General features: G+C 34.4%; 13 protein-coding genes. 5 read left to right on the forward strand and 8 right to left on the reverse strand.

What is annotated here, in order from left to right:
- The first annotated feature begins 464 nt into the window (after window positions 1–464).
- Window positions 465–2,132 (forward strand): DNA repair protein RecN, encoded by a 1,668-nt coding sequence (gene recN, locus B9T31_RS11215; RefSeq protein ID WP_086182044.1) that lies wholly within the window; start codon window positions 465–467, stop codon window positions 2,130–2,132.
- 62 nt (window positions 2,133–2,194) lie between these two features.
- Here the strand turns inward: recN and B9T31_RS11220 are convergent, their stop codons facing one another.
- Entirely contained in the window at window positions 2,195–2,881 is a 687-nt protein-coding gene (locus tag B9T31_RS11220; protein ID WP_139840920.1) for a hypothetical protein, read from the reverse strand.
- 312 nt (window positions 2,882–3,193) lie between these two features.
- Here B9T31_RS11220 and B9T31_RS11225 point away from each other — a divergent pair, with 312 nt between their 5' ends.
- The 3 genes from B9T31_RS11225 to B9T31_RS11235 all read left to right on the forward strand — a co-directional run bounded on the left by B9T31_RS11225 (window position 3,194) and on the right by B9T31_RS11235 (window position 4,883).
- The gene (locus tag B9T31_RS11225) at window positions 3,194–3,748 is read left to right on the forward strand and encodes a YqgE/AlgH family protein (protein WP_086182046.1); all 555 of its coding nucleotides are present in this window, start codon (window positions 3,194–3,196) and stop codon (window positions 3,746–3,748) included.
- Window positions 3,741–4,184: a Holliday junction resolvase RuvX gene (ruvX, locus tag B9T31_RS11230; protein ID WP_086182047.1), complete on the forward strand. Its 444-nt coding sequence runs from the start codon at window positions 3,741–3,743 to the stop codon at window positions 4,182–4,184. The genes B9T31_RS11225 and ruvX overlap by 8 nt, the downstream gene beginning before the upstream one ends.
- Before the next feature lie 168 nt (window positions 4,185–4,352).
- On the forward strand, window positions 4,353–4,883 hold the full coding sequence (locus tag B9T31_RS11235) for a hypothetical protein (protein ID WP_086182048.1): 531 nt from the start codon (window positions 4,353–4,355) through the stop codon (window positions 4,881–4,883).
- A gap of 101 nt (window positions 4,884–4,984) precedes the next feature.
- On the opposite strand, the gene B9T31_RS11240 is transcribed toward B9T31_RS11235, so the two are convergent.
- A complete protein-coding gene (locus tag B9T31_RS11240; protein ID WP_086182049.1) occupies window positions 4,985–5,737 on the reverse strand; it encodes a hypothetical protein in 753 nt (250 codons plus the stop codon).
- 207 nt (window positions 5,738–5,944) lie between these two features.
- On the opposite strand from B9T31_RS11240, the gene B9T31_RS11245 reads away from it, so the two are divergent.
- Window positions 5,945–6,628: a DsbA family oxidoreductase gene (locus B9T31_RS11245; RefSeq protein WP_086182050.1), complete on the forward strand. Its 684-nt coding sequence runs from the start codon at window positions 5,945–5,947 to the stop codon at window positions 6,626–6,628.
- Window positions 6,629–6,722: 94 nt separating this feature from the next.
- Here B9T31_RS11245 and htpG read toward each other — a convergent pair whose 3' ends face one another.
- From htpG to B9T31_RS11275, 6 genes are all read right to left on the reverse strand, one after another.
- Window positions 6,723–8,642 carry a molecular chaperone HtpG gene (gene htpG / locus B9T31_RS11250; protein WP_086182051.1) on the reverse strand — a complete coding sequence of 640 codons (1,920 nt, stop codon included), beginning with the start codon at window positions 8,640–8,642 and terminating at the stop codon, window positions 6,723–6,725.
- Window positions 8,643–8,850: 208 nt separating this feature from the next.
- Window positions 8,851–9,444, reverse strand: a complete 594-nt coding sequence (locus B9T31_RS11255; RefSeq protein ID WP_086182052.1) for an OmpW/AlkL family protein — start codon at window positions 9,442–9,444, stop codon at window positions 8,851–8,853.
- Window positions 9,445–9,668: 224 nt separating this feature from the next.
- Complete coding sequence (locus B9T31_RS11260) at window positions 9,669–11,036, reverse strand: Na+/H+ antiporter family protein (RefSeq protein ID WP_086182053.1); 1,368 nt, start codon at window positions 11,034–11,036, stop codon at window positions 9,669–9,671.
- A gap of 256 nt (window positions 11,037–11,292) precedes the next feature.
- On the reverse strand, window positions 11,293–11,649 hold the full coding sequence (locus tag B9T31_RS11265; protein ID WP_086182054.1) for a DNA transfer protein p32: 357 nt from the start codon (window positions 11,647–11,649) through the stop codon (window positions 11,293–11,295).
- 445 nt (window positions 11,650–12,094) lie between these two features.
- Window positions 12,095–12,454, reverse strand: a complete 360-nt coding sequence (locus tag B9T31_RS11270) for a DNA transfer protein p32 (protein WP_086182055.1) — start codon at window positions 12,452–12,454, stop codon at window positions 12,095–12,097.
- Between the two features lie 230 nt (window positions 12,455–12,684).
- Window positions 12,685–13,470, reverse strand: coding sequence for a YaiO family outer membrane beta-barrel protein (locus B9T31_RS11275; RefSeq protein WP_086182056.1), 786 nt, complete (start codon window positions 13,468–13,470; stop codon window positions 12,685–12,687).
- Window positions 13,471–13,474 lie beyond the last annotated feature (4 nt).

Below are 13,474 nucleotides of genomic sequence, written 5' to 3' on the forward strand. Positions count from 1 at the left end.
AAAAGCTCGTCAGATTTAACATCTCTAACACTTGCCCATCCATGCCTATAAATCAATTACGTCTATACCCAACAAATACGTCTTATTGCTTTATGCAACAAGATAAATATACTATCAACGGCAAGCTAATTTATCGCAATTTTTCGAGAGTCTAAATCAAGTTTATCTGAATCACAAATAACTTTTTCGATCATCCGATAAAAAACATTTTCACTCATAATCGCTATACCTAACATGCCCACATAGTATAAAATTTATGACATAGTTAAAGTACTTTATAACCCATAACCATTTCAAAAGAATGAACATCACTTTTGTAGAATAAATATTGATCATAATTTTATCCTGAACTTTAAATTTACGATAAAATTATTGGGTTTTCAGTCAATTTCGAATATAAGTTAATTTGTAATAACAAAACTGAATTATCATTAACTCAAACTTTTCGCAGTGCGGATGCGTTTATGCTGACACATTTAACTCTAATTAATTTTGCATTAGCTGATCATTTAGCTATTGATATTGAAGAAGGCTTCAATGTCTTAACAGGTGAAACTGGTGCAGGAAAATCACTTTTACTCGATGCCCTTTCCGCATGTTTAGGTGAAAGAACGGATACCAATTATGTCCGTTTTGGTTCAGACAAAGCAGATGTGACAGCAACATTTAGTTATCAAAATAGCTCTGCCGAAGCGCGATGGCTAAAAGAACATGAATTAGATGATGAATCTGGTGAAATTCATTTACGTCGTGTTATTTTTGCCACTGGCCGCAGTAAAGCATGGATTAATGGTAGACCCAGCAGTTTAACCGAACTTAAAGAGATCGGGCGGTTATTGGTTCAATTATATAGCCAACATAGCCAACAGCAGCTTCTCGAACCACCCTATCCTAAACATTGGCTTGATCGATATAGTAATTTTTATGAATCTGCTCAAGCAGTCCGAGAGCGTTACAGCAAATGGCAAAAAGATATTCGTCAACATCAAGCTGCACTTGATGCTCAAGCAACACGTAAACAACGTATTGAAACGCTAGAACTTCAACTCGAAGAATTAGAAAGTATTATTCAAATCAATTATCTAGAAACTGAACAAGAATTTGATCGTTTAAGTCATCATGAACATATTATGCAAGACTGTGGCTATGGTTTAACTGCTTTAGATGATGCTGAACAAAATATAAATCAGGAACTTTCATCTATTCTTAGGCGTCTTGAATCTCATTCAGGTCGAAGTGAACAGCTTTTAGAAATTTATACATCACTCCTGAATGCACAAAGTGAACTTGAAGATGCAACTGCAAATTTGCGTCAATTCATTGACAGACAAAGCTTTGATCCTGAACGTATGGAAGAACTCAACAATTCACTTGAAACTTTCCATCGTTTAGCGCGTAAATATCGTACTCAGCCTGAAGAGCTTCAGCAAGAGTTTGAAAGCTGGCAAAATGAATTAGAACAATTACATCAATTAGAAGATCCAGAAACCTTAGCTGGACAAGTCGATATTTCTTATCAAGATTTTATCGTCAAAGCAGAACACCTAGATCAAATTCGTCGCGATGCCGCGATACCTCTAGCAAAAAAACTGACAGAACAGGTTAAACAGCTGGCATTACCAGAGGCACATTTTGAGTTCAAATTTGAACCACTCGAGCAAGTTTCTAGTGAAGGTTTAAGTTTTATTCAATTACTCTTTACTGCCAATAAAGGAATTCCCGCACAGCCTTTAGCACGTGTTGCATCAGGTGGTGAGTTATCTCGTATCGCGTTAGTCATGCAAGTCATGAATGCTGAAAAAACAGAATCTGAGGTTTTAGTATTTGATGAAATTGATGTTGGTATCAGTGGTGGAACAGCTGAAATCGTCGGTCGTTTATTAGCTGGCTTAGCGCAACATGTGCAAATTCTCTGTATCACACACCAAGCTCAAGTCGCTGCTCAATCTGACCAACATTTATTGGTTAAAAAGCGCCAAACAGATCCTGCGAGCAGCATTATTATTGAGCTAGAAGAAAGTGATAGAATTCAAGAACTCGCACGCATGACGGGGGGGATAGACATCAATGAAACCACTTTGCAACATGCCAAACAACTTAGACAACTAAAATTCCAACCCAGCTCAATTTAAAATTTCACTAGGTTTTAAAATAATGCTGTATTAAAAATGACATATCATAAAATATGTCATTTTTATTTTACGATGCCGATATATTTATAAGCATTCTTTTCCAAACGATAACGTAAGTATTTATTCTGTGGAACAAGATCTGTATTTAATAGCATGATATCCACGGTTTTTGGTGTCACACGAATATAATCTAATGCTTCACTACGATCAGGGACTTTGTGACAATCAAACTCAACGGTAATTTCATGATTCGTTTTATTTTTACCTTCAAATACATAGGCTTTTAATAATTGCTGAGCACCAATTTCGACAGCTCGTACATCATATGCACCATGACAACTGTCTCCTTTATAATAATTTTGAACTAAATATACTGGTTTATTTTTAATATTCGATTGAGAAACTTTCGATATATACCCTGCTTTAAACTCATCAACCAATGTCTTGTCACCAATTGTATATTGGACATCGGTATACCACTCTCCCATTGTTCCACCACCAGAAACATCAAATGTATAAAATTTTAATTTTTTATCAGGTGAATAATGAATTTGTACATATCCCGCTTTCTGTAAATAAGGAAAATCATAGCTATAGCTTGTAACATCACTAGAAATTTGTTTTGAAATATCACTGGCAATATCTGCATTAACTTCATAAAAATCAGCATCTTTATACTTTTGAATTACACTTTTTTCAAAGACATTTAAAGCAGCATGATCTGCATAACTGGTTGGTATCCAACTCATTGCGCTCATTCCAATGAACAATCTCGTCATTATTTTTAGCATTGCTCTTTCCTATAAAATAATGTTATTTTAAATTTAACCTATGATTTTATAAATGGGGGATAACATCAATCAATTATATAATTATTAATACAAAAAATGAAAATTACCTTTTTATATACATATAGATAAATAGAACACATTAAATTTTATATTTATTCATAATTCTTCTATATTCTCACAAAAATCCATTGTTGAAGCTGAATTAGTCTTGTATTTTGATATAAACATACAATTTAAACGAAACCCATAGCAATAAGGAGAAACCATTAGGTGCCCAAACAATATCTGACACATCGGTGTCTCATTGCTCCGCCTAATATGGATGATGATTTCTTTGCAAATACAGTCATTTATTTAGCACGCCATGATGAAGATGGTGCTCAAGGAATCATTATTAATCGACCAGCAGGTATACAAGTAAAAGAATTATTACATGATTTAGATATTGTTGCTGACAATGTTAATCCACACGAAGTTTTACAAGGTGGTCCTTTAAGACCCGAAGCAGGTTTCGTCCTTCATACGGGGCAACCGACTTGGCATTCATCTATTGCTGTTGGTGAAAATGTTTGCATTACAACATCAAAAGATATTTTAGATGCAATTGCACATAATGAAGGTGTTGGTCGATATCAAATTGCGTTAGGCTATGCCAGTTGGTCAAAAAACCAATTAGAGCAAGAAATATCTCATGGAGATTGGTTGGTTTGTGACTCTGACATGGATTTAATTTTTAATCTTCCTTATGACGATCGATGGGATGCAGCCTATAAAAAAATAGGCATAGATCGTACTTGGCTTTCTTCTGAGATCGGACATGCCTGATTCAAATTTAGCTCAAATGGTTATGGCATTTGACTTTGGTACACAAAAAATGGGAATGGCTGTCGGCCAATCCCTGATTGAAAGTGCACATCCACTTGCATTATTTCCTATGCGTGATGGCATTCCTCATTGGGAGGAATTACTGAAAATTGTAAAGCAGCATCAACCTGATTTATTTTTAGTCGGTTTGCCCCTGAATATGGATGATTCTGAATCTGAACTATCAACACGTGCGCGTAAGTTTGCACGGCGCCTACGCCATCAGACTCATATTGAAACCTTCATGGTTGATGAACGCTTAACAACACGTGAAGCTCGTGATGAATTAGAACATTATCAAACCCAAGGGCGTGGTAAAAAAGTTTCTGCAGATAGTCTTGCAGCTGCATTACTGATAGAAAGTTGGTATCGGTTTCCAAATGGTATTTCTCCCTGAGAGAAAAGCATGTAATTCAATAGAAACTTTATGTTATCACTCTGTAATTTTTGTTGAATATTCAATCATATGAAGAGATTAAAAAGATCATAAATCATATTTTTAGTCTCTTCAGGTTTAGAATCCATATCGAAAACTTCTATTCTTTTATTTCATTGGAATTCATGCATGAACGCCTTAAAAACCACTTTATCTATTGCATTATTAGCAAGTACAACATCGGTTATGGCAGCACAAGCGATTCAACCAACACCAGAAACTGCCATTAAAACAGCAATTGACGTGACTGCTGATGCTGCAAAAAACACCATTAAGCAAGATGTAACTGATGTTAAAACAACTGTTACACAAACCGTGGATGCAGGTAAAACTGAATCAAAATTAGAAGCAAAAAAGGCCAAAGCAGAAATTAAAGAAAAAACTCAAGCTGAAAAAGTAGCATTAAAAGCTGATACAAATGCGACTGTAATCACGTTAAAAGAAGTTGCAAAAACAGATGATGCTACTGTTAAAGCTGATGCTAAAAGTGAAATAAAAGCGATCGAAGCTCAAGCTAAAGTTGAGAATAAATTACTCAGTGCTGATGAAAAACGTGCAGAGCAAAAAATTGAACAACAAATCTGTGCTCATGAGTGCAAAGACCCAAAAGCTGCCGAGAAAAAAAGTATTTTCTCTATTTTTAAAAAGAAAGCATCTTAATTGAAATTAACTTAAGAAAAAGGATGTTATTACATCCTTTTTTATTCTAATACATCCATAAATATCATGACATTAAAGTTTTAGATCATATTTTAATCACTTTATTCAACACGTTTTTCTAATTCTTTTTGAGTTAATTGACTCACTTGTCTCATTTGTTTATCCAATGCCACAATTTCAGCATAGCCTTGATTAAACTCGTTCACAACGCGTTGATCCTCGAACATAAAGGTATTATTTTTATTTTTCCATTTTTGAGATTTTAAAATTTTAAATAATTGCTGTGCTTTAGCATATCTTTGTTTTTCTAATTGAAATAATAAATGATCTTGACCTTGATCATTACGTTGAACTAACACTTCTGTTAAATATCGACGAAATCTTGTCTTAATGGGTAATACAGATATTTCTTTCTGAATCTCATGCTGATGCTCATCTAAATTTTGTTGATATAAATTAATCATTTCTCCCACTCGAGCGAGCATTGTTTCTGTTTCAATATACGCATATTGTTGATCTTTTTCTAATCGATCAATATCTAAAAACTTATCCCACTGCGCATCTTTAAGTTCACGTAAATATGAGTTTCTTAATTCCGCATTTTGAACCATCATATTCAACATGAAATCTGCCATAATTTGAAAATCGGGCTTTAATCGCACATCTCGTGTATCAATCGCTATTGGTTTTGTCCAATCTTTTGCTTGCTCATAAAGAGTATCTGACTTTTCATCAAGTACATTTTGATAAATTTCAAACTGAGTAACTTCTCGCGCTTGCTCTCGATATTGATACATCATCAAGCCGAAGATAGCAAAAGTGATCATCGCAATAACGATTACAATTTTACGCATCTCACAAGCCCTCTATATAGTTGTATAAACTTTTTAACATCGTCTATTTTATATACTACTATTACTGATCCCCTCTATTCAATTTAAAATTATTTTCCACAATTACCCCCTTGTTATTCACAATGAATCATTATAATTTTTTATTTATTCCTTTTATTCTCATTTTTGACCCCCATTTCTAATTCAAACAGAATATTGAGAAAGTTTATGCGTGTAGATATTTGGTCTGATGTCGTCTGCCCATTTTGCTATATTGGTAAAAAGCGTTTAGAGGCTGCCGCTGCTGAAGCGGGTGTAGAACTTGAAGTACATTGGCATAGTTTCCAACTTGATCCAGAGGCACCGCCACGACAAGAAATTTCAAATTCAGAACGTTTAGCACAAAAATATGGGCGGACCATTGCAGAAGTTGAAGATATGCAGCGCAATATTGCAGAAATGGCAAAAGCTGAAGGGATTGAATTTAACTGGGAAAATGCCAATTCAGGAAATACGTTGAATGCGCATCGCCTTATTCATCTAGCACAAAGTAAAGGACTCGGTTCTGAAGCAGAAGAAGCTTTATTCTTTAGTTATATGACCCAAGGCTTACCGATTGGTGAAAGAGAAACCTTAGAAGATGTTGCGTCTAGAATTGGACTAAATCCTGTTGAAGTTGATGATCTTTTAGATTCAAATGAATATGCAGATTTTGTTCAATTTGATGAAGAAGTCGCACGTGATCAATTAAAAGTTACTGGCGTTCCTTTCTTTGTATTTGATCAACGTGTTGCACTTGCAGGTGCTCAACCAAAAGAAGTTTTTATTCAGGTTTTAGAAAAAGCAAGAGAAACAATAGCACCTACTGCTCAAACGTGCACCGATGATCAATGTGAAATTCCTAAAGAATAAAATTTTCTTAAACCAAGAGAACTCTTGAATTAATATTAAAAAAGCCTCCTATTAGGAGGCTTTTTTAATCACGTCTATCTAAAGTTTTTAGCGATTACTTCACTAACAAATTATTAATACGCTTAATATATTCTGCTGGATCTTCAGGTAATCCACCTTCTGCAATAAGCGCTTGATCAAAAATTACGTTAGCCAAATCATCAAACTGTGCTGAACTTTCAAGCTTTTTCACCAAAGGATGTTCTGGATTAATTTCTAAAATCGGCTTACTTTCAGGTACAGGTTGACCTGCTTGTTTGAGCATACGCACCAATTGCGGAGAAAGTTCGCCATCACTGGTCACTAAACATGCTGGTGAATCAACCAAGCGCGTCGTCACACGAACTTCTTTCGTTTTCGCTTTTAATGAGTCAGACAATTTATCAACCACTGGTTTAAATTGTTCTGCCGCAGCTTCAAGTGCTTTTTTCTCTTCTGCGTCTTGTAAATCACCTAAATCTACCGCACCCTTTGCCACGTTTTGCAGTGGTGTGCCGTCAAATTCATGAACAAACTCCATTGCCCATTCATCCACACGTTCACTCATCAATAAAACTTCAATGCCCTTTTTCTTGAAGAGTTCGAGTTGTGGTGAATTTTTTGCAGCATTCAAACTATCAGCAGTCACATAGTAAATTGCTTTTTGCCCTTCTTGCATGCGTGCTTTATAGTCTGCTAATGATGTTGAAATATCATCATTTGTCGAGGTTGCAAAACGTAAAAGTTTTAAAATACGTTCCCGATTACCAAGATCTTCACCTAATCCTTCTTTTAGTACAGAACCAAACTCTGCATAGAAGGTTTTAAATTTTTCTTGATCTTTTTCATCTTCCGACTTTGCCAAACCATCCAATACCGTTAAAACTCGACGAGTATTTCCTTCACGAATTGTTTTTACATCGCGGCTTTCTTGTAGCAACTCTCGGCTTACATTTAATGGTAAATCTGCACTATCAACCACACCTTGCACAAAACGTAAATAATTCGGAATAAGGTTATCTGCATCATCCATAATAAATACACGTTTTACATAGAGCTTAATGCCAGCTTTTGCTTCACGTGTAAAAATATTGCTTGCTGCTTTACTTGGAATATAAAGTAATTGTGTATATTCCGTACTTCCTTCTACACGATTATGCGCCCATGCCAATGGTTCTTGAAAATCGTGCGAAAGATTTTTATAGAACTCAATATATTGCTCTTCCGTAATCTCTGATTTATTTCGAGTCCATAATGCACTTGCAGAATTAATCGCTTCCCATTCATCAGTTTTCACATATTGACCTGCTTTAGGTTCTTCACCTTCAGCAACCTCTTCTTCTTGCCAAACTTCTTTTTGCATTTCAATTGGCAAGCTAATGTGATCTGAATATTTATTAATAATTTGCTTAACTTTATAACTTTCTAAGTAATCAAGCGCATCATCACGTAAATGAAGAATGATATCTGTACCTCGGCTTTCCTTAGTGATCCCTTCAACTTCAAAATCGCCCGTTCCACCACTCGTCCAGCGCACAGCCTGCGTAACATCTGAACCAGCTCGGCGAGATTCAACAGTAATTTTGTCTGCAACAATAAATCCTGAATAAAAACCAACACCAAATTGACCAATCAATTGTGCATCTGATTTTTGATCTCCAGTCAACTTTGACATAAAATCTTTTGTGCCAGATTTTGCGATGGTACCTAGATTATCAATCGCTTCTTGCTCAGTTAAACCAATCCCATTATCTGAAATTGTAATGGTTTTATTGTCTTTATCTAACGTAACGCGAACATGTAACTCTGAGTCATTTTCATAATATTCTGGATGATTGATTCCTTCAAAGCGCAATTTATCGCAAGCATCTGAAGCATTAGAAATTAACTCACGTAAAAAAATCTCTGGATTAGAATAAAGAGAATGCGTTACTAAATGTAATAATTGAGATACTTCAGCTTGGAAACTATGTTTTTGTGTGCTTTGCTCAGTCACCTGTTACTCCTTTTATTTAATCGGTAGTTTCTATCGTTGTTATATGAATGGAGTAATTTTTTATTTTTTCAATGCTTGTATATTATTTTTTTAAAACTATATCGTAAAACAATGATTTTAATTCCAATTTATTTATATTCTTATACATTCTATTCGTCATATAAAAAGCCCAGTCTTTTAGACTGGGCTTTTTATAACGGCTAAATACTTAGAATTTATAGCTATAACCCAAAGTATAAACTACTGGATCGATATTCAATTTAAATTTTGTATTATTATCATCATTTAGAGTCACTTTAGGATCTAAATCAGCATAACGTACATCAACGAAAACACCCCAGTTTTTTGCATCAGCAGGTTTGAAATTCACACCAATTTGCCCCGCAACACCAGCAGTATTCTTCACTTTTTTAACTACACCCTTCTCATCCCAAGCGAAGAAACCTGTCGCACCTACACCGATATATGGCGTAAATGCACTTGAGTTAACATAGTTATATTTGAAAGTAAGCGTTGGAGGAAGCTGTTTAATGCTTGTACCTTCAATATCACTACCATCAAGTTTGATGTTATGCTTAATTGGATTTGCTAATAATAATTCGGTAGAAAAATTATCATTAAAAAAATACTCTACTGAAGGTGTGAAAGCATATTGATAGTCAGCCTCTACTTTGCCAAGACCATTAACATTTGTGCTTCCCGTTGGATCAATAAGAGAGCCTGCAAGTTTTACTTGCCAACCACCCGCCATTGCAGAAGCAGATACACCCATTAATGTTATTAGAGCTAATTTCTTTAGCATTTTAAAAACCCTTTGAAGTATTTAAATTATGATAGGCATGAGTATTATTAATATGCAAGAGCCATTAATTAATAAAAATGTAGTTATTTTGCAATATATTGTTTTTTAATGTTATTTATTTTAATTCGACCAATAAGGTTGGTTTTAAAAATAACCTTATTGGTGCTGAATAATTATTTATTTTATTTTATTTAATAAAAAAATATTATATTTTTATTAAAAATTTAAAGCGTCATTGCGGCAATCCAACCAAAAATCATTAAAGGAATATTGTAGTGAATAAATGTTGGAACTACACTGTCCCTCATATGGTCATGTTGCCCATCCATATTAAGCCCCGATGTTGGACCTAATGTCGAATCAGATGCTGGAGAACCCGCATCACCCAATGCAGCGGCTGTACCAATAATTGCAATTGTTGCTGCAGGACTAAAGCCAAATTGTAAACATAATGGTACATAAATGATTGCTAAGATAGGAACCGTAGAAAATGAAGAACCAATGCCTAAAGTAATTAATAACCCTATTAATAACATTAAAAATGCAGCCAGACCTTTACTGTCCCCAATCCATTCTACAGAGGCATCGACTAAGGTTGGAACTTGATTTGTCGCATCAATAACAGCAGCAAAGCCTTGAGCTGAAATCATAATAAAACCAATAAGTGCCATCATACGCATCCCCGTAATAATGACATCATCTGCCTCATTCCATTTAAAAATACCTGCGCAGCTTAAAACAGCAACTCCGACCAAACCAGCAAGAATCATAGAACCAGAATAAAGCTGTACAATCAGTGTTAATATAATTGCGACGATCGCCATGACGATTGTAAATGTTGCAATCTCTGGCTTTTCATTATGTTTTACCACTTTCCCAGAAATATTTTGAATGGAAGAATCTTCGATGTGAATATCTCTATATTCACGAGGCTTGCGATAGCTATAAAAAATTGCAATCAATAAACCAAGAAACATGCCAAATACGGGTAGTGCCATGGCTGTTGGAATTTGATCATACGTAATTTGGAATCCATGGGTCTTACCAAAAGTATTAATATTTTGTCCTAAGATATCATTTAAAAAAATTGCGCCAAACCCAACAGGAATCAGCATATAAGTTGCAACTAATCCAAATGTTAAAATACATGCAATTAAGCGTCGATCCAATTTCAGATGATTAAATACAATTAATAATGGTGGAATTAGAACAGGAATAAAGGCAATATGAACTGGAATTACATTTTGAGAAAAAATAGCAGCAACGCCAATCGCTAAAAATATAAAATACTTTACTTTATTTTGCGCTTTTTGATTTGAAGAACCTTTCAATGATGTAATTAACTTATATGCCAATAAATCAGGTAATCCTGAACGGGCTAAAGCGAGTGCAAATGCACCTAAAACGCCATAAGCCAATGCAATTTGAGCACCTTTTCCTAGCCCTCCATTAAATGCATCTAACGTCCCTTGCAGTCCTAAACCTGATAATAAACCACCTGTTACAGCACCCACGATTAATGCAAATACAACAGGAACCCTTGCTAAAGATAAGCCAAACATAACTCCAATAGCAGTAAGAATTGCGAACATAGATTAAGCAGACATAGAAAAGAAGCCATTTTATCAAATTTCTTCTGTTTATTTTCCTATTATCCACTTAATTACCGTATCTGTTTTATAAACAATAAAAGCAATAAAAATCTTTATTTAATTTCTTAAAATACATTAACTATCCATAAGTTTAGAATATTAAATGGCCAACTTATTTGTTAATTAAAGGAGTAATATCTCAGTGCCATGTAAAATAAAAAGCACTTTAAATAAGTGCTTTTTATTGGCATAAAATTTACTTTTTATCTTCGATTGCAGCACCTGCACCTGCACCTACTGCACCACCAATTGCAGCTCCAGCACTTCCCCCAATTAGCTCTTTGCCAAGTATCGATCCAATTGCACCACCTATTCCACTATAAGCAGCATTTGCGTTTGAACCATTTTCAACTTTACTTCCAACTGCGCCACCAGCACCTGCACCAATAGCTGCACCAAGCCCACCCCCTACTCTATTTCCAGCTGCACCACCTACTGCACCACCCAAGGCAGCAGTACCAATTTTTTGTTCATTTGCAGACATATTTGCACAGCCTGCTAAAAGCGAGGTAGATAAACTCACAACACTTAACATCTTGATTAATTTCGTCATAGCTCTTTCCTTTTACTAAATACACTACAATTCAAAATAACGACTCATCTTCTATGGCACAGAATGATTGGATGAATCTCTTTATACGTATATAAGCTTCTTTTTGACAAAACAATAAGTTTCATTAGAAATAAAACAGTAAATTTATTCTGTTTTAAATTTAATTTAACTTAAAATCTAAGCATTTAATTGAAGGAGTTATTATTCAAATGCAATAACGAATAAGTCATTAATTTGATTTACATGTCATTATAATAAATGCAGCAAAGCTAAAATCAATGCTTCTAATTCGTATTAAAATTTTAGTTTTTTTGTAATAAGAGGCATAAAGCTACAATACAATAATAACCTTATGCGCGATAAAAGATTGATATGTGTTGACTCATATCAATAAATTTGAGCTTTTGTGTAATTTGTACTTACTGGACCAAAAAACCTAAAGGTTTCAACGTTTACTTTCAATCGCGGCTCCAGCACCACCACCAACAGCCCCTCCAATTGCAGCTCCAGCATCACCACCTATTATTTCTTTACCTACAATTGAACCTATTGCACCGCCTACACCACTATATGTCGCATTACGATTAGATCCATTTTGAGTTTTGCTTCCTATAGCAGCACCTGCGCCCGCTCCTGCTGCTGCCCCGAGACCACCACCCACCTTATTACCAGCAACGCCACCTAGCGCTCCACCTGCTGCTGCTGCACCAATACGTTTATCATTTGTAGACATATTTTGACAACCAGTCAAAATAAACCCTGTGGATAAAAGTAATACTGCCATTATTTTTAACTTTTTATACATGATTTCATCTCCGTAATATTTATGAATAGCATAAACCTAAAGAAAATAAATATGCGTGATTGATTGTGAGTGAATGCAAAATTAATTTTTATTTTTGTATCTTAACATTCACTTTTTATACATATTTATAATAAATATTTAGATATTATTTTTATATGCAATATTGATCAGCTTCACTAATGATACTAAAAAGTGAAAAATAATTTTTATATAATACAAGATATATAAAATCACCACTTATATGTCGCATCAATTTTTGCATTAATCGCAGTATATTGATCAATAGGCGAATCATACCAATTCCTACCCAATGCTAAACCAACACTCCAGTGTTTTGAAATAGGTTGTTCCCTTCTTAAAGTAACACTTTTAAAGTTCGTATTTCGATTGGATAAATCGTCATCCCATTCATAACTATATGCGCCTGTACCAAGTCCTAACCACAACTGGGTATTCCCGCTGCCTGTACCATCTTTCAACTTGATAGATAATATATTTCCATGGCTATTCTTTTTCTCTTTTGAAGTAAAGTAACTATATTTATATGAAATAATTGCTCTATCATAATAATAAGTTAGACCAGTAGAAACTGAGTCTACCTTAATATCTTTCGCATATTCAGTATGCTTACCACCTAAAGTTAATATTAAATTTTTAATTGGTTTAAAATTAAAATCTTGGCGCAACTCATTATGCAAAAAAGTGGAATTACCATCAGATAAAGAAAAACCCGTTTTTGTAGAAAAATTTTTGTTCCAATTATAATAAAAATCAATTTTTCCTTCAGTACCTGTGTCTCGCTCATTGTCAACATTCCGAATTCCATTCGTTACTTTTGCAACAATAGAAGCTTGTTGATATTTAGCACCATATAATATTGAACTTAAATTATTATTACCCCTATTATGAGTATAATTTCTATGTTCATAATCAACCGTTACAAACTGACTAATCGGTGCTGAATAAGTAATTTGTGTTAATAAAGAACTTATTATTAATATAATTTTTTTATTCATATTA

Source organism: Acinetobacter sp. ANC 4558, from assembly GCF_002135375.1.
Classification (GTDB): Bacteria; Pseudomonadota; Gammaproteobacteria; order Pseudomonadales; family Moraxellaceae; genus Acinetobacter.

Coding starts and splice junctions, on each gene's coding strand:
- B9T31_RS11260 (WP_086182053.1), bottom strand. CDS start 11,036: ATGTTCGCAATTCTTACTGCTATTGGAGTTATGTTTGGCTTATCTTTA.
- B9T31_RS11265 (WP_086182054.1), bottom strand. CDS start 11,649: ATGACGAAATTAATCAAGATGTTAAGTGTTGTGAGTTTATCTACCTCG.
- B9T31_RS11220 (WP_139840920.1), bottom strand. CDS start 2,881: ATGAGTTGGATACCAACCAGTTATGCAGATCATGCTGCTTTAAATGTC.
- recN (WP_086182044.1), top strand. CDS start 465: ATGCTGACACATTTAACTCTAATTAATTTTGCATTAGCTGATCATTTA.
- ruvX (WP_086182047.1), top strand. CDS start 3,741: ATGCCTGATTCAAATTTAGCTCAAATGGTTATGGCATTTGACTTTGGT.
- B9T31_RS11245 (WP_086182050.1), top strand. CDS start 5,945: ATGCGTGTAGATATTTGGTCTGATGTCGTCTGCCCATTTTGCTATATT.
- B9T31_RS11235 (WP_086182048.1), top strand. CDS start 4,353: ATGAACGCCTTAAAAACCACTTTATCTATTGCATTATTAGCAAGTACA.
- B9T31_RS11255 (WP_086182052.1), bottom strand. CDS start 9,444: ATGCTAAAGAAATTAGCTCTAATAACATTAATGGGTGTATCTGCTTCT.
- B9T31_RS11240 (WP_086182049.1), bottom strand. CDS start 5,737: ATGCGTAAAATTGTAATCGTTATTGCGATGATCACTTTTGCTATCTTC.
- B9T31_RS11270 (WP_086182055.1), bottom strand. CDS start 12,454: ATGTATAAAAAGTTAAAAATAATGGCAGTATTACTTTTATCCACAGGG.
- B9T31_RS11275 (WP_086182056.1), bottom strand. CDS start 13,470: ATGAATAAAAAAATTATATTAATAATAAGTTCTTTATTAACACAAATT.